We start from the raw sequence: 23,607 nt of genomic DNA, 5'->3' as shown, positions 1-23,607 counted from the left end.
ATTACTAGTCGATTATAAATTCTGCTGAAAGATAATATTTAGAATAATCTTCTGATTCTCTAAAATCATGAAATAATTTAATAATTCTATATTTCCCTTGTGTCAATTGTCCATAAACTCCAAACCACTCTACCCTTTCAGTTCTAGGTTCATTCTTACCTACTTCATAGGCAATAGAATCCCATGTCATTTCTTCATCATCTGTCAAAGGAATTTTACACCATGTATTGTCAACTAACTTTTCTAATTCATACCATTGTCCATATTCACCAATATCATCTCCATAATAAGAAAACTCTAAAGACAAACCAAAAGCAGTCACAGAATCTTCTATAACTTTCATGGATGCATCGTTATATGAATTAGTATCATACTGATTTATCTTCATATTTTCTTTAGCAGTCATTCCAAGTATATTCATCACAACTTTTTGATCCCAAGAGAGATTGACTAACCAAAGGGAATCACTAAATAATGCAAAATAACTACCAGTAGCTTCTCCACTGTCATTTAACACTTGAATGAAGGCTTTAAACTCACGATTATCTACATTTATAGACCATCCAAGAGTTTTTTCTTCTATCATTTCTATATTAACATAACGATACTTTGGATTAATTATTGTAACACTACTACCAACTTTAGCAGAATTTATTTCAAATAAATCTTTAGTAATATTAACAGTTGTTCCAACCATTCTATTTCTAAAATAGTCTATAGTTGAAGATGAAAATCCTGCTAAATGGATTACTTCATCAAACAATCCCGTAAAATCTTTTTTTAGAATAACTTCATTTACTATTGCATCATCAATAATATTATAGGGGCTAGTAGCTATGTCACTTTGACTATAACTAAACACATATGGTTTACGATCCATAAACACAAATCCTTTACCCTCGTCACCATTTGTAATTCTATCATAAGCAGGTTCAAGTAACTCATTACCTTCTAAATTAATATACCCGTATTTATTATTCTTTTTACAGAAAGCTATTTGACTATTTTCGTCTGCAAAGCTACCTATGTAATCATATTCTGTCTTGATTATAATATCACCAGCATCATCAATAAGGATAGCACCTTTGTCATTTGTGAATCCTAAAGCAAATCTAGCAACCCCTAATGAACTGACTTTTGATGGATCAATATCTGAATACCTTTCTGTTAAATTAACAATTTTTTTTCCTAATTCATTGATAATATAAAAGATGTTATCTTGTGTCACTACAATAGCCTTATTATTACTAAATTTACTCAATGGATAGAAAAAAGGGTTTTCTATAACTTTCATACTACTTGTATCCATCAAACCAAAAACTTCTCCGTCCAAAGTATAAAAGCATGTATCCCCGTCACCAATTCCATAAAACCTTGCTTTACCTTCATAAATTATATTTCCATAAATATCTACAACACCAATTAAATCATTCGTTACAGTGGATGTTGCATTTTGAAAATATCCATTACCAAGATTAGTATATTGATATTTCACTTCTGTTGGCTCTAAAATGACTTGACCCATTGTATCTATCACATAAGAACCTTCTTCCGTTCGTACCGTTGCATAACCATCTATAAACATATCTCCCTTATAAAATGGTTTACCCTTAACTTTATCGATAACAACTTTCCCTTTGCTATCAATATATTTTGCTTGTCTATTTTCAGTAATCACATAAGCTAAACCTTCACTAAATCCACCAAGCGTAGATAAATAAATAGGCTTTATGACAACCTCACCTTTTGTATTCGCAAAGCCAAATAATCTATCATTATTATCTTTACCATTGGTTATTGTTATTAACCCATCCGATATCGATGTTCCATAAAATTTATAATCAGTATTCTCTAGTGCTACAAATCTTAATTGAGCTTTCTGTGATTTCATACCTTCAATACTCTCTATAACATCATCACCAAAACTATTAGATCCACTTTGAGTCATAAACCCAAGACTAACAAGAGCAACAATAATAATTGCAGCAATAACTGAAGGCAATTTCCATGACTTATATGCTAATATTGCTTTTATACGTTTTTTTGTATTTTTCTTACCAAATGCCAACATATATAACGGCGATAATTTATGCTCATTTTTAGCAAATTGAATAATAGCTTCTGCATAATTTGTTTTATTACCCTCGCCAATTTGAGCAATAACACGTTCATCGCAAAAACCTTCTATGTCAAGTTTAAAATAATAATAAGATAACCAAACCAAAGGGTTAAACCAATGAATCAGTACTATAAATAGCAGTATAGCATTTATAGTGTTATCATAAAATTTTAAATGTTGTCTTTCATGGATTAAAGCATATTGAATAAGTTTATTATCTTGATTAAGATTATACGGCAATATAATCTTTGAGTTAAAAATACCAATAACCATTGGTCCATTAACACACCCTCGATATAACTTGATATTTGAACCCTGCACTAAACGATATATTTCATTGTCACTCTCAATAAGTTGTATATTTAATTTTGAATACCCTTTAATGTAAGAAAAAACAAAAATGCCAATGAGCAATATAACTCCACTTAACCAAATATATGTAATAACCTGCAACAAAGAATAGGAGCTACTCGTTGGTATAGCCTTAACAACTGTTTCATCGTAATGATTCATATTATTTTTAACTGGTTGATTCTTTAATATCTCTTTTAAACCTGCATTATCCTCTGCTTTTGAATCAATACTCAGTACTTCTTCATTAATAAATGCATTGTTATCAGTACCTTGTAATCCAAACGTGGTATTATATTCAAATAAATCCACCTTCATTGGTACACCAAATTCTATAGGGCATATCAATTTTACAAATACAATAATCCACAAGAGATAAAATACACTTTTTTTAATATTTTTATAAAATAAGCTTCTAAAAATTAATACTGCCAATGCAAGAAAACTACCTAATATACTTAAATTAAGTATTTTAATAAAAATCTCACTCATTCTTTTTTACCTCATCAATCATCTTTAATATCTCTTCAATATCATCTTTACTTAAATCTTCATTTTGTATGAAATTCTGAACGAGTAATTTAAAAGAACCATTATATATTTTATCTAATAATTGTCTTGTTTCCTTAATTCTAGCTTCCTCAACTTGTATTAATGGCCTACATAAAAATCCTGGATTCACTTTTTCAATAGCACCTTTTTTAACTAATCTATTAATCAAAGTGTATGTTGTATTTTTCTTCCATCCCTTCTCATCGATCATATATTCTGAAATTTGATTAGCTCTTAATTGACCGTTATTCCATAATAAATTCATTATAAGCATTTCTGCATTTGTTAAATTCATTTTTCATCATTCTTTCTACAATTGTCGTATGTGCTTATACTACAAATGTAGAAAGAATTTGTCAAGTTTTTCAACTCAAAAGGTTTGGTATTATTGCTATTTGACTGCTGGAACTATTTCTACACCTATCAAATCAGCCAAAGGGGACAGTCCCCTTTGGCTGATTTGATATAAATTTCTAAGGTTTGAGAACATTTTATTGACACGCTAGGTCTAATAGAATAGACTTGAACTTAGGTCTAATTAATTAGACCTTAGTTTCCTAGAATTTTATGACACTCAATCAGTAGGGGGTTATTATGAATATCAAGGTCTTTGATGCAGAATACAAGTTTATGGAAATAGTATGGAATTGTAGCCATATTAATTCAACAGCATTAGTTAAACTATGTGAATCAAAATTAGGATGGAAAAAATCTACAACTTACACAACAATAAAACGCTTATCAAAACGTGGCATTGTCAAAAACGAAAATGCAATTGTTACTTATTTAGTATCAAAAAATGAAGTTTGCCTAAAAGAAAGTCGAGATCATCTAAATAAATTATATAATGGTTCTGTTAAAATGTTTTTAACTAATTTCTTAAGTAAGGAAACTTTATCAAAAAAAGAAATTTTAGAATTAAAATCAATTATTGATGAGGAAATAGAAAAAGTATCAGAATAAACACAAGTATATATTAAGGAGGTAACACAGTGTCTAAGATGTTTCAAATTATATTAACAATGAGCTTTTCTGCTTCTATTGTTATTATCATCATTTTGGCGATAAGACAATTATTAAAACATCACTTATCAAAAACTTTTATTTACAGTTTATGGGCACTAGTTTTATTAAGACTCTTATTGCCTGTTAGTATTGAAAGTAATTTTAGTATATTTAATATAATTAATCTTAAAAACAGTGTAAATTTAACCATAAACAACAATGATTTAGCGCTAGAAAATGATCCAATTATCTTAAGCAATAATGCTATCTACAATGAATCGCCTATAATTAAAGATTCACAGATTAATTCTAATAATATAGCAACTGATAGATTTAATCATAAACAAAACATCGCTGAAGATACTCAAGTTAGTGTTACTAACAAACTTTTTCACATAGTTAAAATTATCTGGCTATTTGTTATGTGTGCTTTATTCTTGTTTTTCCTAATAAATTATATTCATTTTTATAGATTACTTATTGATGCTACAAAATTTAAAGACGATTTAAAGACTCCTATTTATATGTCTGATAAAGTAGATTCTCCAATCATTCATGGATTGATTAATCCTAAAATTATTATTCCAAGCTATTTTAAGTTTAATGAAGAAGAACTAGGCTATATCATAGCTCATGAACAAACTCATTTAAAAAGACTTGACCATCTAGCAAAACCAGTGTCATTACTACTGGTCTGCATACATTGGTTTAATCCGCTTGTTTGGCTAGCTTTTTTTGTTGCCATGAAGGATATGGAGCTCTCTTGTGACGAAAAGGCTCTTCGGAAATATGATAAGAAACATCAAACAGATTATGCCAAAACTTTACTAAAGATGTCCATTCATCAAAATCATTGGAGCATAAATCCGCTAGTTGCCTTTGGCGAGAAAAATATAAAGTCACGAGTTAAATCTGCACTAAACTTTAAACATTTATCAGGGAAGCTTAGACTTGTAGGACTTACTGTTATTGTAGTTCTTACTATTGTTTTAATATCAGATGCTAATAAAAATAACAAAATAGATAGAGAAAATATAGCAATGGAAAAGCATGTTAATGATGCTAACGATATTCTAAACTCGAAAGCAATTAACAAAACTAATAGTAAAGATTCAAACCAACCTCTTCAATCAACATATAGACAAATACAGAAGATTGGTGAAGATTACGGCTATGAAAATACAATATTTTACAGTGAAGGTGAAGAAGAGATTACCTTACTAGCATATAATACTGAGTTTACTAAAGGACTACTCATTTATCTGACTAAAGATTTAGAGCTTATTTATACTAAAGAATTTAAAACAAACGAAGCGCTGTCTGGCTTTGATTGTTTAATTAAATACGGTGACTTTAGAAATCAAGACTATTTACTAGCTACTATATTTAAAAAAAATGAAAGAACAACTGGTTCTACTAAAATCATTGGGGATTCTAAAATTGTTGCAATTCCTAAGGATGATTTATCTGCTCTTTATGTTTTAGGTGAGTATGTTGCTTATTATCAAGCGCAGGGAGAGATTCCAACAAGTATTGATTTTACATTAACTATTTCAGGAGACTATATCGCCTATTGTGATGTAGATTCATATTTTAAAGTTCAACATATTAAAACAGGTGATGTCTACGTAAGCAATGAAAATACAACTCGTGTTGCACAAGCTATGCCTGTTGATTTAACAAGCCTCCCTGTTCAATCATTTATGCCAATTGTTGAGTACCAAGACAATTCTAGTTATTTATTTTTTAATCGAGATACTAAGGAATTTGTTATAGGAACATTATTAAGTGGATCGCTTTTACAATCTAATACTATTGACTTAATGGATTTAAGTACTCAACTGGCACCACTAAATAATTATTTATGTGATCAAGATTTGCATGTTGAAGAATTCTATATATTTAAACAAAGTATTATTGTTTTTTACGACTCCTCAAAAGTATTGTGTTACGATTTAATAAAAGAAAAGGTACATGACCTTAACATCAAAGGTACTGCTAGTACAGGCCCACACAATGTAAAAAGGTTAAACAACGACTTATTAGCAGTAATCACTGCTGATAAATTATTACTCTATGATGAAGTAGAAAAAACAGTGAAAATTGTTAAAGACTATGACTCAAATACAATGTATGATTATGATATTTCCTCAAATGGAACTAAGCTTGTGTACACAACAGCTAGTGACGAACTTTTTGTACATGATTTAATTACTAATGAAACAATACAAGTTAATTATAAAAAAGATTTTGAAACTAATATAAGGGGTATTAAACCTGTTTTTTCAATGTATGACAATAAAATTGCTTTTATTGTCATCGGTAATCAAGAAGGTCAAACCTTAGGAATTATTGAACCTGATTATTCCATTAGTTATACCCACATTCACAACTCCTTAGAAAGTTCATTAAGTATTAAATGGCTTAGAGATGGTTCGATTAGTTATATAAGTGACTATTCAATTGCTTTTCTAAGTAATAATTTTACAAACGTCGATAAATGGCAAGTATATAAAGAAATCGAGTTATATGAAAATAACGAGATTTTACCAACTGTTAGTGTAAGTGGACGATATATTCTCTATCAAAATCAAGACAGAAAACTTGAACGTTATGATTGTATAACCGGTGAAATCTTCATTAGCAGTGAACAACCTCAAAAAGGTTATTACCAATTTGCTGAATTACTACAAGTTATTGTCGGAAGCAAAGATGGTCAAAAAATAGAGCTTATTGACTAAAAAAATTAAGTAAGCTTACATAAGTTCTTACCCAATACAAATAACGAATGGCCCTAAATGAAAATAGTCTTATTCTTTAAATCTCTAATATTACTATGTCTGGCACAAGTTTTTTTCGACCAAATTAGTGTTGCTTGTTGGGTTTTTCTTGACATAATCAACCAAAGGGGACTGTCCCCAATGGTTGATTATTTTTTTCTATCACAAGTCACTAATCACACCCTAGTACCTAGGGTACTTTCTAACCTTTCTTCTTTCTTTGCATACATGCCAGCTCACTATCTAACCACATTTTTAATTCTTGACTTATATTAAGCAATGATTCATTCAAAGAAAATTTAAACCCTTCACAACCTTTTTGGCAATTGCCATGGCCGGTGCCTGATTTTCTATCACATCCATATCCTTTTGAGATTTTTTCCTGTAAAGACTTAGGGAACTTCTGTATTACTTCAGGATATTTTGAGGTATTTTTTGTTTTAAGGATGATACGGTAACCGTTATGCAAAGAGGTGGAAAACCTCCATATTGCTTTACGTTTATATGAGTAGAAAAAATGAATACAGAAACTACCTAGTTCAACATTACATTTCATGCCCGAATTTAGAAAATGTTGATGGAAATTTAAGACGAATTCTTGCAAAGGTTCAGACAACGGATAAACAAAGTCTTTCATTATAGAGTCGACTTCTGTATCTTGGTTTTTCAGCATCCTGTAATCGCATCGCAGTAAAATATCGTCATTTTTACGGGAAGATAACTCATTCTGGGCAATGCCCAAGGCCTTTAAGCCTAGTAGCATAATTGAATCATCAGGATATGTAATTTTTACTGCTTCAATTTTTGATATATCAGGCTTTTTAATGCTCAAATCAATACCATTAAAATTAATACCACATTCAGTCATAAATTTTATGCTTTTAATCATTTGCGGAACAGAAATTTTTGTAGTTGAGTTTTTATTTAAAGATCTTTTAAGACTAAGCGTATCCCAGCCTTTAACCAACAGTGAATCACCCTTCTCGGATAAGATACCCTGCTGACCTATATTTAGTAATATACTCCTGAGGTTGTTCATAAATGGAAATTCTACTGTTAAAGTTGTTTCGTCTGAAAACTTTTCCTTGCCTTTTTTAGGTATGTCACATAATCTGTTGTCAGCAATTATACAATCGCAAAGTCGATATAGAAAATCTCTGAAAGCAAAGACACCTTTTCGTATGTGCTCTTCGTCTGAAATATTTCTAAACATAGAATTGATTGTATATGTTTCAGGAATATTCACTGGTATTAGTTGTTTCAAGAATTTTGCCATGTCCCCCATTGTTTTTTGCATAAAATTTCTCCTTTTAGTTTTTTCTTCCCTTAAATTGGATTATACATAATAATTAAGCACTTTGACAACTTCTTTGTAAGTAAAGTAAATAATCAAAAACTGAATACTCAATTTTGGGATCGAGGGGGGGTCTACTACTACTATATTGGGTTTTAGTGCTTTTTTTACTAGCTGGGGGATGATTTTTTCGGCTTTGTCTACGTGAAATTCGGCATTAGTAATGTTATTTTGTTTGGCGTCTTTATTTTTTAACCACATAATTTATGTTTTTAAATGAAAAAAAGCTGCCTCACTAGCATTTTGATTTTATGCTAATGAGACAGCTTGCTTTTTCTATTTTCCAAAGTTTTTCTTTGCTTCATCAAGTTCTTTTCTGGCTTGATCTTTGGCATCATCTAGTGCTTCTTTACTTGTTTTTACTCCTTGTAAAACTTCTTCTAAAGCCTTTTGCATATTGCTATGAATTGAATATCCGTTTAATACTTTAGGATCTCTAAATCCATATTCAAAGCTTTTTACAGCTACAGCCTTACTGGGATTTTCTTTCATGAATTCTTTGAAAGCCTCTGAATCAAGAGCAGAATATCTTAAAGGTAAATATCCTGAGTTCATACCCCACTTCACAGTTTGCTCCTTGCTCATGAAGTATTTCATAAACTTCCATGCTGCTAGTTTTTCTTCATCAGTGTGGGTATTGAACATTGCCATATCAGTTCCTGTAAATAATACCGCTTTATTCTTATGTGAGGGAAGTTCTGCTGCATTCCATTTTAAATCACTATCTCCAATTGCGTCTTGTAAAGCTGGAACTTTTGATGTAGAAGTAATTATCATAGCAGCTTCTTTTCTTGCAAACGGTGCGTAAGCATATTTATCTTCATTTACAATTTTAAGTATACCATCGTTAGCCATACCAGATACAAAGTTAAAAGCCTCAATACCAGCATCTGAGTTAAATAATAATGTTGACTCATCTTCACTTAATAAGTGTCCACCTGCTTGTTCAACCCAAAAACTAAAATCGATACCTGCAGATCTATTAAGAGCAAGTCCAACTATATCATTAACTCCATCTTTATCAGTATCTACTGTTAATTTTTTAGAAGCATCTCTTAATTCTTTCCAAGTAGTTGGTACTTCAATATCTTTTTCTGCTAACATATTTTCATTGTAGAATAATTCATAGGCACTTTTATTACATGGTAGTGTATATGTTTTACCATCCCAAATACCTTTCATAAATACTGAAGGGATGTCAGCTATATCCTCTTTTGTAAATCCAATTTCTGGATTATTAATGTAATTAGTAAGATCCTCCGCAAAGCCATTCATTATATAGGCAGTCATTCTATTTGGAAAAATCATTGTTAACTCTGGTAATTGATCAGCCTGAGCTGCACCATCTAGTTTTTGGAATAATTCTTTGTAATGACCTTGGTAAACTAGTTTAACATTTACATCTTCATTCTCAGAGTTAAAATTATTTACTATTGATGTAAGAGCTTCTTCATTTCCTCCAGTTAATGCATGCCAAAATTCGATTTCTAATGGTTTTACTTCTGGAGCACTTGTATTTCCAGTACATGCAGACATACATACCATCATGCATAGTACAGAAATTAATACAATTAGTTTTTTAGTTGCTTTCATATTACTTCCTCCGTTCATATAATTTATCCCTTAATACCACTCTTTACAGCTCCGTTTATGATATGTTTGCTGAGTGCAAAATACAGAATCAATATTGGCAAAATTATCATAGCTGCTGCTGCCATAAGAAGATGATATAAAGTACCTGCTTCAGTAGAGAACACAGCTAATCCTACTGGAAGTGTTCTCATTTCAGGAGTATTTGTCACTAAAAGCGGCCATAAAAATTCATTCCAACTATATATAACCTTTAAAAGTGCAATAGTAAGAATTGCTGGCTTAGCCAAAGGAACCATAATTCTCCATAGATAAGTAAAGTCATTACACCCATCTATTTTTGCTGAATAATAATAAGACTCAGGAATTCCTAAGAAATATTGCCTCATAAGAAAAATAGCAAAAACACTTACCATCCACGGTGCAATAAGGGCAAGTCTTGTATTTATCCAGCCTAGTTTTGCTAAGGTAACATAATTTGGTATTACCAGCACCTCGCCTGGAACCATCATAGTTGCTAAAAATATTGAAAAAATAACATCTCTTCCGAAAAACTTTATTCTTGAAAAAGCAAAAGCTGCCAGAATTGAAGTCACTAAGGTCCCAATAGTAACCATAAGTGATACAAACACACTATTCCAAAAATACTTTTCAAAGGGAACTCTTTTTAAAACCTCCAAATAGTTTGAGAATTGCGGAGTTGTAGTGATTAGTTTAGGTGGCATTTCATATACTTGTTGACCAGTTTTTAGAGAAGTACTTATCATCCATATAAATGGAAATAAAGTAATAACTGCACCAATCAAAATCAGTACTTTACCTAAAATACTATTTTGTTCATTATTTTTACGACAAAACTTCATAATCTTTACCTGCCTCAACCTATTTCTATCAACTAATAATGGACCTTCTTTTTACCAAGATACATTTGAAAAAGTGTAAAAATTAATACTATGGCAAATAATATATATACTGCCGCTGCTGCGATTCCATACATATATTTGTTTGCAAATTTATCATATATATAATAAACCATAGTCATACATGAATTTAGCGGCCCCGGCATCTTGTCAAAAAGAATATATACTTCATCAAAAACCTTAAACGAACTAATCATAGTCATAATTGATACGAAAAAAATTGATGGTGATAACAATGGTATAGTTATATGAATCATTCGCTTCCACCAACTTGCTCCATCAATAAGGGCTGCATTGTTATATTGCTGATCAATGTTTTTCAGACCACCCAAAAGAATGACTATGTTATATCCTAGTCCTTTCCATACACAAAGTATTATAAGACTAACAAGAGCCCACTTAGGATCAGTAAGCCATTTAACCTTATCAAATCCTACTAAGCCAATAAGATAATTTAAAATACCAAACTCTGAGTGAAATATCCATCTCCAAACTGCAGATATTGCAACTGTTGATGTTACAAAAGGTATAAAGTAAACACTTCTTAAAATTTTATTCATAACACTGTTTTTGCTCAAAAGCAAAGCAATAATTAGAGATAATGCTATCGACAAAGGTACAACTCCTATTACAAACATAAGAGTATTTTTTAAAGCTATCCAGAACTCACTATCATTAATAAGATATTGATAGTTGTCAAGCCCACGTTCGAATACAATATTCTTGTAGTAATTAAACTTAGTATAAAAACTCATATCTAAAGTCTTAACAACCGGATAAATATGAAATACAAGAATAATTAGTAATGCGGGGAATAAATAAAGTAGTGCCCGTAATAATTCTTTTACTTTACTATTATTATTCATTTAAGTTACCTTCAATCCAGTATCATGTTTAAAATATTTCATTTTCGAAATATCAAAATCTAACTTTAGCTTCTGTCCTATTTTTATTTTATTTTCTCCGTTGTAATAACATCTAAAGCAGTTACCAGCTATGTCCACATGAAGTAAATAATCTCTTCCTCGTCTTTCATATTCAGATAAAGTAGCACATACTCCATGCCCTTCATATGTTGAAACCCTTATGTTTTCAGGTCTAATACCAGCTACGTAATTTCCATCTTTTGTTATACTTTCATCTCTATAATTAATAGTTTCTACATCTTTAAAAGTAACATTTTGCTCTTTAACATTTACATCAAAAATATTTATCTTAGGATTGCCTAAGAATTTTGCCACAAATAAATTTTTTGGTTTATAGTATATATCTTCAACAGTTCCAAACTGCTGTAGTTTTCCGTCTTTCATCAAGATAATCTTATCGGATATGCTAACAGCCTCTTCCTGATCATGGGTTACAAACAAAGTAGTAATTCCTAAAGTTTTTTGAATACGTCTAATTTCACGTCTCAATTCAATCCTAAGATCTGCATCTAAATTAGACAAAGGCTCATCTAAAAGTAATATTTCTGGCTCTTTAACCAGAGCCCTGGCAATGGCAACTCTCTGCTTTTGCCCACCAGAAAGTTGACTTGGCTTTCTGTCTAGCAAGTCATCTACCCTAACAAGTTTTGCTATATCCATTACTTTTTCATTAATTATACTTTTATTCATTTTTTTCATTTTTAGAGGAAATTCAATGTTCTTCTTTACAGTCATATGGGGATATAGTCCATAATCCTGAAATACCATACCAATACCTCTTTTGTCTGCTGAAATACTATTTACAACGTTGCCTCTAAATGATATTTCACCGGCAGTAACTCTATATAGTCCTGCAATAGCAAATAGGGTAGTACTCTTGCCACAACCACTAGGTCCAAGAATACTCACAAGCTGCCCCTCAGCTATATTTACACTTAATTTATCTACAGCTTTAACATTTTTAAAATGAACAGATAGATTATTAATAGCTATATGCATATTAATTATCCTCTACATTTAATAATTTAAAAATGTCTTCTTCAAATTTGCCTAATTCTTTTCTATTATATTCAATCATGGGGATTTTAATATTATTTTCATCAAGTATGCTCTGGATGACATCTATAAAAACACCTTTTCCTTGAACTCTGCTAACATCGGATATAGTTTTGGCTATATCTTTCTTACTGCCAAGTTCCCCTCCCCATAAGTCACTACTACACGTACTCTCTACTCCACAAGAAGGACTACCTGCAATACCTGCTAAACATACTATTTTATCACCCACAGCAATGTGGTTCTTTATCATATTTAATGTTGTATCAAAAAGCTTTTCACAAGTCTCACGATAATAAGGATTATCAAACTGCTCTACAGTATGACCCCAACGCTTTAGTCCATAACAATAAGTTTCAGGACACGGAAGCTGTATGAATCCTACCTTTTCTTCGATTAATCTATTAATTAAGTTTCCCACACTATCGTATTCTTTTTTCACTTCAGACCTAACCTTAGATAATTCATTAAAAACACAGTGAGAAATTATAATTATCCTATTATCATTCATATTGAGTCACCTTTTTAATATATTTTTAAATTACTAAACTAGTATACTGGTATCCGAAATATTTAACCAATAGTATATTTTAATAGTTATAGTTAAGACTATAAAAATAATTTATCTTTTCGATAAGATTTTTCGATGTTAAAGTATACCAGTATTCTGTTTTAAACACAATACTCTGCTTTATGTTTAACCCCTATTCCAGTATAGGTATTAAGTAATAGTAAAAAAATACCAAAAAAATAATATGAGATAATATATCTTTTGGCATTTGTTTGCGTACAACACAGAGCTAGGCTTGATTATTGGAGCTTCATAGAACTAAACATTTCCTATTGATTTTTGACCCCACATAAGTTAAACTATAATAAGTCCCCACAATAAAGGTAGGTGAGAATAATAGTGGAGAAAAGAAAACGTGGTCGTCCTACTAATTCGCCTAAAAACAAAACTATTAAGTTTAGAATTGATGAAGATACAGAGCATAAGCTTATTTATTGTAGTGAAGAGTTGAAGATTAGTAAATCTCAAATACTTAGAGAAGGTGTAACTAGAATATACGATGACCTAACAAAAAAATAAGAGTTCTGCTCCCCTCAAAGAAGACAAAACTCTTATTTTTAACACCAACTATCCTAAGATAGAGGTAAATTTATTATACCCTGTTGTAGGTAGTTATACAAGATACGGAGGTATAACACAATGAAATCGTTAACAGATTTTGGTTATTATTTTGAAGACTTTACAGCCAATATGTTGAAACACGTAAAAAATGACTTTTTGAAAACAGATTTAGAAAGCCAAGAGCTAAAATGCTTTTTGGAGACTAATAAAGATAAATACAATATAATAATTAATAACTTAAATAATAAAGACAAAGAATTTATAAATGAATACATAAATAAGCAACAACAATTAATACAAAATGCCCAAGATGCTCTTTACCTAGCAGGCTACAAAAACTGTGTGAAATTGCTTCGGGTAATGGGGGTATTGTAAAAGAGTGGTGTACTTGCTTCGCTTCGTGTGGTGTGTAATTGATAAATTAATTACGTAGTGTGCTCACTTAGTTCGCGTAGTGTGTATACCTTTGGTATCCGTTTGAAATACTAGAGAAGTAAAAAACTCACTTGTATATAAGAGTGAGTTTTTTTAGTTACCGGTTAAAATACCCGAGTGATTTTAAGTGTCTTCAATGTAACCTGACAGACGGGACTGTCCCCACTGTCTGTCATAATTTTTGCAATTTATTTACTTTTAATGTTAAGTATCTCTTTAAGATTAAATCCAAAACCAAAAAAATTTGGCTCTAATATCATACTATCAAAAAATCTAGTTAAAAAACCTTTTTTCTTACTGAACCTATTTATTATATTAGTATTAATTTTTTTAGCTAGATCAACTAGATCTTTTATCAACTCATTATTCGATGTATATTCATTATTTAATGTATCAAATGTAATAAATAGTAACAATGATTTATCATTAATATTATCTGGATGACAGTCTAATATTAGTAGTCCAGGATAGCTACTTTCAAGTGATGAAATAAGATTATTATAATGATGGTTTTTATCATTAATTATTTTCTCAAATGCTTTATAAACTTCTTCATCAAGTGATCTGTTGCTTACACTTTTTACAATAGCTGAAGTCTCTAGTCTATCAGCAATCTTATCGAAATCTTGATTGAATAAATTATTAATCTTGTCACAATTACTGTAATCTCCAATCAGAATAAAATAAAAGTTAAAATGTTTTGGTAAATTTTTAAAAGTTCGTATTCTATAACCCATTAGTCTGCTCCCTTTCATTTAATTATAAAGACTAACGCCATCAAACTCATCTTCATTTTTTTGAAAAATTGCTAACTGGGTGATATCTCTATTGAACTGCACCATACTTATATAGTCATTCTTAAGTAGTTTGCTAACTACTTTTTTATCATAACTCTCATATTTTTGTATTGCATTTAATGCTTTCAACTCTTCTGACCCAAAACTACTCAAAAAGTTCTGTAAACTACTTTTGCATATATTTTCTATATTATCAATATCCTCAATGCTTAATTCAAAGATATATAATTGATCTTTATATGAACTACCTAGCATATATTTAATTTCTTCTATACTATATTTTTCTCCAAATAATTGCTCAACACTAGCTGGTAAAAAAGTTTCTCCTCTTACCTTATCTAAAACTACATTTAAAACCTTCTTTGCTCCTTTACCTATCCAGTTCATAATTAAAGTTTTAATGCTATCAGAGAAAAACTCCCTCATCAAACTACTAACATCCGGTCCACCACCGACGGGAACTCTACGTAATGAGTTATAACTGTGAGCTCTATCACTAAAATACCATGACTTTATATTATCACATGCTAGTTTATACTTATCTACAGAAAATTCTGCATTCATTAATGAATATATAAACAAACCATTGTATCCACCATACTTAGTGATAAACATAGAAAAATCTTTATATGTTTGCTCGATTATCTCATTAAAAATACTTTTAAAATCTTCGTCTCTATCATATAGGTTAAGTAAATCTTTCTTATTGTCTATTGTTACTAATTTTTTGTTACAATGTTCGTCATTTTGCAAATCATGTACTAGTCTGTCAAATAATACACATCTTACAGATATCACATCATTCTCTATTTCTGAACGTGGCCAATACATGTTTAATACTGCTTTAATATTACTTAGATAGTTACTAATCGGAATCTCCTCCTAGATACTTATTTTGATATGCTTTTAACAATTTCGTTTTTGATCTTATTTGCTATATCTGAAAACTCATCTTTATATTTCTTTTCAATATACTCCTTTAACTTATCATAAAACTCGCCACCATCTGTAATATCAATTGATAGCTCTTTACATTTTTTTTCTATTAGAGATTCATCATAACCATAGGAATCACCCAAAGCGTTTATACTCTCATCTATAAGTGTCTTATCTATATCATTATAGTATTTTGGTATAACTTGTAAAAGAGAGTAAACTTCAGCACCTAAAATTATGTATTTACTATCATATTTTTCATTAATTTTCCTATCTATCTTCTCAATTAAATGCATTTTTGAAGTTAGCTCATCATAGTAATTATTCTCAAAAAGCAAACTGCGTAATTCTAACCTAAAATACTCCATATAGTATTGTCTTCTTATAATCTCGAATTGTTTTGCCTTGCTGATGAATTCTCTTCCTATTTCATACTTATTTTGAAGGAATACAGTTTTTTCTGCAGCTTTATTTTGATAGAATGCAATACCAAAACTACCCAATATAGATATTAGTATTGTTGCAAGAGCAATGAATAATTCAAAGACCTGTTTTTTATTAAGCTTATAGTTCATATAACCCATCACCTTCTTATTTATAATTATTACTATAACTATTTGATTGTCTCTACCAAGTATTGTAATATAGTTGGTAGTAAATGTTAATACCATCAATTAAAAATTATTAATTTGGAGTATTTATATGAGTAAAATAAGAATCAATGGTATTCAAGTAAAAAATTATAGATCTTTTGGAGATATAAAAAGTATTATTTTCCCAGATGACAATTATAAAAAACCAATTTCCATTGTAGGATATAATAACTCTGGTAAAACGAACTTACTTAATGCAATATTATATGGGATAACAGCTAAACATATAAATAAAAATACATTCACAATAGATGATTTTCACAATAGAGATTATAGTAGAATACCTTACATAGTAACTGGAATAAGTAGTAGTAAAGAAACAAAAGAAAACGGTAAATTTGCTAATTTAGCTGGTTATCATTATCTTATAATAAAACTTGATGGTAGTGAAATTGAAAGTGCTAAAATAGAATCATATAATTCAAAAAAAGAAATTAACTATACAGCTTATGGAGCATCAAAATATTACAAAATATTCTACATCAATTTTCATGAAATTAAAAATGAAATGAATACTAAGAAAACTAGTTGGGGTAATCTCAGTTCATTCCTAGCAAAACATATTAAGTATATAGTAGATACAGATCAAGAAATGATAAGCAAGAAAAATGACTTTCAAGAAGAAATTAAAAAATCAACAAAGAACATCCTGAAAGACTCTTTACTAAAATCCTTTATTGACAAAGTTCAAACTAATTATTCAAAAAATCTTAGAAACAATAATTGTAATATTGATTTTAGTCTACCTGCTTATGAGGATATCTTCCTAGATATGATCTTTAAAATAGGACTAAATGGAGACACTGAAAATTTGATACCTATAAGTCACTTTGGAGATGGATATATTTCAATGTTTGTAATGGCTATTATACAAGCTATTGCAGAAACAAGTAAAGACGATAAATGTCTCTTTCTCTTTGAAGAACCAGAGAGTTTTCTTCATGAAAATCATCAAGAGTACTTCTATAAAACAGTCCTTTGTGGTTTATCTGAAAATGGACACCAAGTTATTTATACAACCCATTCAGATAAGATGATTGATATATTTGATACAAAAGGCCTTATTCGACTTGAGTTTGATGAGGGAAAAAGGCAAACTGAGGTTACTTATAATAATGCAAAGGGCAATTTTGATGATCTTCATGAAAAAGATGAGTTTCTTAATGAAATAAATGACTTCAATAATTATATAAAGATTATTAAACCAAGTTTAAATAAAATCATTTTCAGTAGAAAAGTGTTATTAGTAGAAGGACCTAATGATATTATGGTGTACAATCATATAATCCAGAGCAAAGTATTGTCTATTACAAAAGATAAAAAATACGCTGAAACGTATTTAAACTTTAATAATATATCTATAATACCTCATTACGGGAAAATAACAGCTTTAGTGCTTATTAGACTTTGTAAACACTTAGGTATAGACTACTTTGTAGTTAATGACCTAGATTTTAGTAATAATATTATTAATAAATTAAATTTCAAAACAGAAGAAGAATTAAAAGCAAGTAATTTTTATATTAATAAAATTGAGGAACTAGAAGAATACAATAATAAAGGTGCTAAACGTAGTCCAACGACTAATAAAGGTATGATTACAACTAACTGGAAGCTTATAAATGAAGCAGGCAAGGATAATATTCATTTCAATATTCCAAAGTTAGAAGATGTGATTGGTTATGAGTCAAATGATAAAAACAGTGTAGGTGTATGGAATACTATCAATAAACTAACTAGTTTCGGTATTGAGATCTTTCCTAAAAATTTAGAAAATTTTCTCGAGCTTGATAACATTAAGATTAACGAACCTAATGATAAAAAATAGCATAAGAAAAATCATGGTTACAAGACTAGTTCGCAAATTAGATAAAATCTATCTTTGCGAGGATTTTGTGTATGACAGTGATTTTTACGGTAGTAAAATATCTTACCTTATAAAAATATTTAAAATCAGCAGTAATAGGATTAATTATGGGAGCCTCAACCCTAACCACCTCAACGTATCATTCTACCGTGGCTTTCAGAATTGTTTCAGATTTAGGAGTAAAAAAAATATCCACAAACATAATATGAGCTAATATATGTTTTTGGATATTTTTTTGTTCGACGAAGAGCTGGAACAATTGTGGAAGCGACCGTGGATTGAAAGTTAATCCCTAACCAACCCCACAACACTCTCAACATGCCCCGAATGTGGAAACATATCAACAACTCCAACCTCGCCCTCAACCTCATAGCCGTGCTCAATTAAATATTTTAAATCTCGAGCTAAGGTAGAGGGATTACAAGAGACATAGACTATTTTTTTAACTTCTGCTTCACAGATAGCCTGTAGTAGTGCTTCACCACAGCCTTTACGTGGAGGGTCTACTACTACTATATCTGGCTCTAGTCCTTTTTCAACTAGTTTAGGTATTTTTTGCTCGGCTTTTCCTACATAAAATTTAGCATTAGTTATGCCGTTAAGTTTTGCGTTGAATTTTGCGTCTTTAATAGCTGCTGGAACTATTTCTACACCTATTATTTTTTGGGCTTTTTCGGCTAACATTAAACCAATTGTGCCTGTTCCACAGTAGGCGTCTACGACTATTTCATTACCTTGTAAATTAGCTTTACTAATAGCCTGTTGATATAAAACTGGGGTTTGTACAGCGTTTACTTGGTAAAAGGATTTAGCAGAAATTATAAATGTTTTGCCTAACAATTTATCCATAATATACTTTCTTCCGAAAAGTAATATTTCTACATCACTCATAATTACATTTGTGCGTTTATTATTAATATTTAACATTACGCCCTTAATATCCGACATTTCCTGGGAAATGTTTGTTGCTAATTGTCGAAATGGTTGCCCTATATCTTTTGTTGCTACTAATACTACCAATATTTCTTTGGTGCCTGGAGCAACTCTAACTACAACATGACGAATTATACCTTTATGGCTTTCTTCATTATAGGGTGCTATGTTGAGCTGATTTAACTGCTCTTTTATTATAACTAAGGCTTTATCTATTAAGGGATGTTGTATAGCACAATTAGTAATATCTATAATGTTATGAGTACGATTTTGGTAGAAACCCATGGTAACATCACCAGTTTGTCCACCTACTGGAAAACTAGATTTATTTCTACATTGCCAAGGGTCATTCATACCTGTAACTGGAGCAACAGAAATATCATCTAAACCACCCACTCTTGTAAGTGTTTCTTTAACAAGTTTTTGTTTTAGGGTTAATTGTTCTTGATATTTTAAATGCTGTAATTGACATCCTCCACAGTTTTCGTACACCTCACATTTTGCAGAAATACGATTAGACGAGGGTTTTATTATTTTAGTGATAAGGGCTCGGGCATAGTTCTTTTTGGTTGAGATTATTGTTACCTCTACCTCATCACCTGGTATGGCATTGGGTACAAATATTGTGAATCCATCATACCGTGCTACTCCTTCAGCGCTATGGCTTAAGCTATCTATTATTACTGTGTATTTTTCATTAATGTTTACAGGTATTTGTTTTTTCATATTTTTCCTTTCGCTTGAAAAACAAGGCGCTTAGTATTCTAGTTAATTGTAGTGCAAATGTGTTTTATCTGCAAGTAAAGCCTTGATTCCTGCTCGTGTTTAGCAACTAATTTAAGAAGTTGGTTAATTAATTCTATCTTATGTGTAGAATCCTCAACTTTTGAGGTATGAGTTTCTTCTTGAAGTTTTAAGTTGTCCGTTTCTAAACCCAAACCTGCCCTAAATAATTATTGCAATAATGTAAGTAAAAATTGACGACAGAACATATGTTTGTTATTGTTAATATACTCATTTAAACAAACGGGGGTAATGTAAATGAATAGTGACATGAAACATAAAAAAATTTTAGAAATTGTTCAACACAGATTAAGTTGTTCCGCACATAATTTAGACCATGTACTTAGGGTTTATAATCTTTGTTTATTACTCGCAAAATATGAATCTACTGTTGATTTAGAAGTGCTTATTCCTTCTGCATTATTGCATGATATTGCGAGGGTTGAAGAGAGTCAAGATAAATCGGGAAAAATTGACCATGCTGTTTTAGGTAGTGTAATTGCAGAGGATATATTAAAAAATTTAGAGTATGAAGAAGATAAAATTGAGAAGATAAAGCACTGTGTTGTAGCACATAGATATAGAACTGGAAATGAACCTAAAACAATAGAAGCAAAAATACTTTTTGATTCGGATAAACTTGATATTATCGGTGCAACTGGAATTGCTCGTACTTTTATGTTAGCGGGGCAATTTGGACAAAAACTAACAATAAATCAGTCACTTAATGATTATTTAAAAAACAATACTGTTGATAACGGAAGATTAAAAGACGTTTCTAAGCATACACCTTTTATTGAATATGAAATAAAGTTTAAAAAAATACCTGAAAAATTATACACAGAGAAAGCAAAAGAGATTGGTAGAGAAAGACTTAAATTTATGGAAGAATATTTTAATAGATTAAATTTAGAAATAGAAGGTGTCAAATAAAGTAAATCCTTAACTATTATTTTATGATTACATACATAATATTTCTGTGGCAGTCGAAGATAGAGACCATAATTAATGCCAAACTCGGGACGCATACAATGCGTCCCCTACTGCAATGTTATAGTTATATAACAAAATTTACTAATCTAAACTACTTGCAGTTAAGCTAGGTTCTATTTGTTGTGTAAGGTATTTATTTAATTTAATAGATAGTAGCCAAGTAAATATTACTGTTAATAGATCTGCTATTGCTTGTGAAAATATAATGCCGTTAAGACCAATTAATCTTGGTAAAAGGAATACAATAGGTATAAAAAATATTCCTTGTCTACTTATACTAAGAATACCGCCCTCTTTGGCTTTGCCCATAGATAAGAATAACGTTTTGTAAAGGGTTTGGTATCCAAACAATGGAAACATAATACTATACGCTCTTAAAGCTTTGATACCTAACTCAATTACTTGAGTGTCGTTACTAAACATTGCTACTATTTGTTTGGCAAATACAATTTGAACAAGTGCCACCAAAAAACACAATATGGTTGTCCATTTTAGAGCAGTATTTTTTATTTCTTTTAATCTACTATAGTTCTTTGCACCATAGTTATAACCAGCAAGGGGCTGAAATCCTTTAAAGAAACCAAATATTATAAAGCTACCAATTGCAAAGATTCTATTAACTATTCCCATTGAGGCTACTGCTGCATCACCATAGGGAGCAGCTGCAGTATTAATTAACCCCATTGAAGCACTTGATAATAACTGAAATACTAAATCGGGTGTACCAACTTTTAAAATTTGCCCTAAGATTATTTTAGTAGCAGTAAAATTCTTTAATGAAATTTTTACAATGCTTTTGGGGCTTGCAAAGTACTTAAATAGTAATAAAGTACTGGCAGCCTGTGAAATAACCGTTGCAATTGCTGCACCTTTAATCCCAAAATTAAAGGTATAAATGAATATTGGATCCAAAATAATATTAAGAACCGAACCTAGTACTAAGGCTTTCATACTTGTTTTGGCTGCCCCTTCAGCTCTTATTATATTGTTCATAGTTACATTAATAACATTTAATATTGATCCACTTATAAAGATATAAGCATAATCCTTTGCATAAGGAAGTATTGTTGCAGTAGCACCAAAAAGCTTTAATAATGGCTCTAAAAATATTATTGACGGCACAATGACTATTGTGCCTAATAATAAGCTACTAAAAAATGCAGTAGACGCAGCTTTACTAGCTTGCTCAATGTTTTTTTTACCTAACAATCTTGAAATATATGAAGCTACTCCACTACCCAGTGTTAATCCTAACCCTATAATAACCATTGATATAGGAAACGATATTGAAGCTGCACCCATTGCACTTGTTCCTAAACCACCCACAAAAATAGCATCTACAAAGTTGTATAAAGCGGTAACAAGCAATCCTATAGTTGCTGGCAATCCAAACTTTAACAGTGCTGTAGATACCTTAGCTTCACCCATAATTTTAGTTTTGCTATTCACTATTCTCATCTCCTCTTTTTTCTTAGCTTATTAATAATAATTATTATTATCAATAACTAGTGGTAAATTAAACGATTTGTTTTTACAAATCGTTACCTTAATATACTGACAATATCTAAAAATCTACATAAGGTATTGAAAAAAATAGATTACTCATAATGTATACATGGTATACATTTCTGGCAAAAAAATAACGGACTTTATAAATGTCTGTCCGCCATCTTATTTGCTTTTTTTAAAAACGTATTTAAAATCTCCAACTCATCTTCGTTTAATTCATTAATATATGTAAACATATCACTATCATATTCATTATGGTATTTTTCATGACTATTATATGCTATTACACCTTTTTCAGTTAAACTAACTAATATTCTTGTTTGATTTTGATTATCCAATACTTTTTTTACTAATCCCTTTTTAACAAGCCTTTTAATCGTGGCTGAAATAGCACCTCTTGTAACTGAAAATTTTCGAGCTAATTCAGAAAGATGAATATTGTTATTATCACCGATTAAGTTAATTACATGAATTTCAGTTCTAAATATCTCTACATCTGTTCCAAAGTAATTTGATTTGTTAGTATTATTAGCCAACTTTTCAGTAAGAGTCATAAATCTTTCAATAACTTTACGTTTTTTCATAAACACATTGTATACCATGTATACATCGTAGTCAACTATTCAATAAATTTAAAATACATTTCTATTTATTGCTTTATCAGTAACAATCCTATTTAAGATAATATAAGGATTTACGTATGACGCCCAAAAGCCGCCCCTTGTATAATTAAGATATAAAAAATGAATAAGGATTAAAACGAATAATAGTTAGGTATTCAGAAGTATTGTTTGTGATTGAATAGAAGTTCAACCACTTAACCTTACTCTAAATTCATAGTAACATAATGCTATGAGAGATATACGTACGCCCCTTGAATGACTCTTAAGAGTTTATATTCGTGACGTAGTCTGTA

Annotated in this window: 20 protein-coding genes; 6 read left to right on the top strand and 14 right to left on the bottom strand. The window is 30.3% G+C overall.

The annotated features are described in order from the left end of the window. Window positions 1-4: 4 nt before the first annotated feature. Together IMX26_RS15490 and IMX26_RS15485 are read right to left on the bottom strand one after the other, a co-directional pair. Entirely contained in the window at window positions 5-2,962 is a 2,958-nt protein-coding gene (locus IMX26_RS15490; protein WP_195159260.1) for a M56 family metallopeptidase, read from the bottom strand. After that, window positions 2,955-3,317, bottom strand: a complete 363-nt coding sequence (locus IMX26_RS15485; RefSeq protein ID WP_195159259.1) for a BlaI/MecI/CopY family transcriptional regulator — start codon at window positions 3,315-3,317, stop codon at window positions 2,955-2,957. The genes IMX26_RS15490 and IMX26_RS15485 overlap by 8 nt, the downstream gene beginning before the upstream one ends. Window positions 3,318-3,616: 299 nt before the next feature. Between IMX26_RS15485 and IMX26_RS15480 the strand changes: the two genes are divergently transcribed. Continuing rightward, complete coding sequence (locus IMX26_RS15480; RefSeq protein ID WP_347707870.1) at window positions 3,617-3,985, top strand: BlaI/MecI/CopY family transcriptional regulator; 369 nt, start codon at window positions 3,617-3,619, stop codon at window positions 3,983-3,985. A gap of 38 nt (window positions 3,986-4,023) precedes the next feature. Further along, entirely contained in the window at window positions 4,024-6,768 is a 2,745-nt protein-coding gene (locus IMX26_RS15475; protein ID WP_243259369.1) for a M56 family metallopeptidase, read from the top strand. 241 nt (window positions 6,769-7,009) lie between these two features. Here IMX26_RS15475 and IMX26_RS15470 read toward each other — a convergent pair whose 3' ends face one another. The 6 genes from IMX26_RS15470 to IMX26_RS15445 form a co-directional block, all read right to left on the bottom strand. Further along, on the bottom strand, window positions 7,010-8,104 hold the full coding sequence (locus IMX26_RS15470; protein ID WP_195159257.1) for a hypothetical protein: 1,095 nt from the start codon (window positions 8,102-8,104) through the stop codon (window positions 7,010-7,012). A 333-nt stretch (window positions 8,105-8,437) separates the two neighbouring features. After that, a complete protein-coding gene (locus tag IMX26_RS15465) occupies window positions 8,438-9,754 on the bottom strand; it encodes an ABC transporter substrate-binding protein (protein WP_195159256.1) in 1,317 nt (438 codons plus the stop codon). Between the two features lie 23 nt (window positions 9,755-9,777). After that, complete coding sequence (locus IMX26_RS15460) at window positions 9,778-10,614, bottom strand: carbohydrate ABC transporter permease (RefSeq protein WP_195159255.1); 837 nt, start codon at window positions 10,612-10,614, stop codon at window positions 9,778-9,780. A 32-nt stretch (window positions 10,615-10,646) separates the two neighbouring features. Continuing rightward, window positions 10,647-11,537 carry a sugar ABC transporter permease gene (locus IMX26_RS15455; RefSeq protein WP_195159254.1) on the bottom strand — a complete coding sequence of 297 codons (891 nt, stop codon included), beginning with the start codon at window positions 11,535-11,537 and terminating at the stop codon, window positions 10,647-10,649. Then, window positions 11,538-12,596: an ABC transporter ATP-binding protein gene (locus IMX26_RS15450; RefSeq protein WP_195159253.1), complete on the bottom strand. Its 1,059-nt coding sequence runs from the start codon at window positions 12,594-12,596 to the stop codon at window positions 11,538-11,540. 1 nt (window position 12,597) lies between these two features. Then, entirely contained in the window at window positions 12,598-13,164 is a 567-nt protein-coding gene (locus tag IMX26_RS15445; RefSeq protein ID WP_195159252.1) for a CD3072 family TudS-related putative desulfidase, read from the bottom strand. 399 nt (window positions 13,165-13,563) lie between these two features. Here IMX26_RS15445 and IMX26_RS15440 point away from each other — a divergent pair, with 399 nt between their 5' ends. Both IMX26_RS15440 and IMX26_RS15435 read left to right on the top strand, forming a co-directional pair. Continuing rightward, window positions 13,564-13,743, top strand: coding sequence for a CopG family transcriptional regulator (locus tag IMX26_RS15440; RefSeq protein ID WP_195159251.1), 180 nt, complete (start codon window positions 13,564-13,566; stop codon window positions 13,741-13,743). A gap of 120 nt (window positions 13,744-13,863) precedes the next feature. Next, entirely contained in the window at window positions 13,864-14,160 is a 297-nt protein-coding gene (locus tag IMX26_RS15435) for a hypothetical protein (RefSeq protein ID WP_195159250.1), read from the top strand. Between the two features lie 248 nt (window positions 14,161-14,408). On the opposite strand, the gene IMX26_RS15430 is transcribed toward IMX26_RS15435, so the two are convergent. From IMX26_RS15430 to IMX26_RS15420, 3 genes are read right to left on the bottom strand one after another with little or no spacing between them, the layout of a single operon-like run. Then, the gene (locus IMX26_RS15430) at window positions 14,409-14,957 is read right to left on the bottom strand and encodes a hypothetical protein (RefSeq protein ID WP_195159249.1); all 549 of its coding nucleotides are present in this window, start codon (window positions 14,955-14,957) and stop codon (window positions 14,409-14,411) included. Window positions 14,958-14,975: 18 nt separating this feature from the next. Beyond that, entirely contained in the window at window positions 14,976-15,848 is an 873-nt protein-coding gene (locus tag IMX26_RS15425) for a hypothetical protein (RefSeq protein WP_195159248.1), read from the bottom strand. Window positions 15,849-15,907: 59 nt separating this feature from the next. Continuing rightward, window positions 15,908-16,528 (bottom strand): hypothetical protein, encoded by a 621-nt coding sequence (locus tag IMX26_RS15420; RefSeq protein ID WP_195159247.1) that lies wholly within the window; start codon window positions 16,526-16,528, stop codon window positions 15,908-15,910. A gap of 127 nt (window positions 16,529-16,655) precedes the next feature. Here IMX26_RS15420 and IMX26_RS15415 point away from each other — a divergent pair, with 127 nt between their 5' ends. Next, on the top strand, window positions 16,656-18,434 hold the full coding sequence (locus IMX26_RS15415) for an AAA family ATPase (RefSeq protein WP_195159246.1): 1,779 nt from the start codon (window positions 16,656-16,658) through the stop codon (window positions 18,432-18,434). 324 nt (window positions 18,435-18,758) lie between these two features. Here IMX26_RS15415 and rlmD read toward each other — a convergent pair whose 3' ends face one another. Further along, a complete protein-coding gene (gene rlmD, locus IMX26_RS15410; protein ID WP_195159245.1) occupies window positions 18,759-20,132 on the bottom strand; it encodes a 23S rRNA (uracil(1939)-C(5))-methyltransferase RlmD in 1,374 nt (457 codons plus the stop codon). Between the two features lie 315 nt (window positions 20,133-20,447). Between rlmD and IMX26_RS15405 the strand changes: the two genes are divergently transcribed. Continuing rightward, the gene (locus IMX26_RS15405; RefSeq protein ID WP_195159244.1) at window positions 20,448-21,122 is read left to right on the top strand and encodes an HD domain-containing protein; all 675 of its coding nucleotides are present in this window, start codon (window positions 20,448-20,450) and stop codon (window positions 21,120-21,122) included. Window positions 21,123-21,263: 141 nt separating this feature from the next. On the opposite strand, the gene IMX26_RS15400 is transcribed toward IMX26_RS15405, so the two are convergent. Together IMX26_RS15400 and IMX26_RS15395 are read right to left on the bottom strand one after the other, a co-directional pair. Further along, the gene (locus tag IMX26_RS15400) at window positions 21,264-22,640 is read right to left on the bottom strand and encodes an MATE family efflux transporter (protein ID WP_195159243.1); all 1,377 of its coding nucleotides are present in this window, start codon (window positions 22,638-22,640) and stop codon (window positions 21,264-21,266) included. A gap of 191 nt (window positions 22,641-22,831) precedes the next feature. Further along, on the bottom strand, window positions 22,832-23,275 hold the full coding sequence (locus tag IMX26_RS15395) for a MarR family transcriptional regulator (protein ID WP_195159242.1): 444 nt from the start codon (window positions 23,273-23,275) through the stop codon (window positions 22,832-22,834). Window positions 23,276-23,607 lie beyond the last annotated feature (332 nt).

Source organism: Clostridium sp. 'deep sea' (genome assembly GCF_014931565.1).
Taxonomy (GTDB): domain Bacteria; phylum Bacillota; class UBA994; order PWPR01; family PWPR01.
This window is presented reverse-complemented; position numbering and strand designations above follow the sequence as displayed.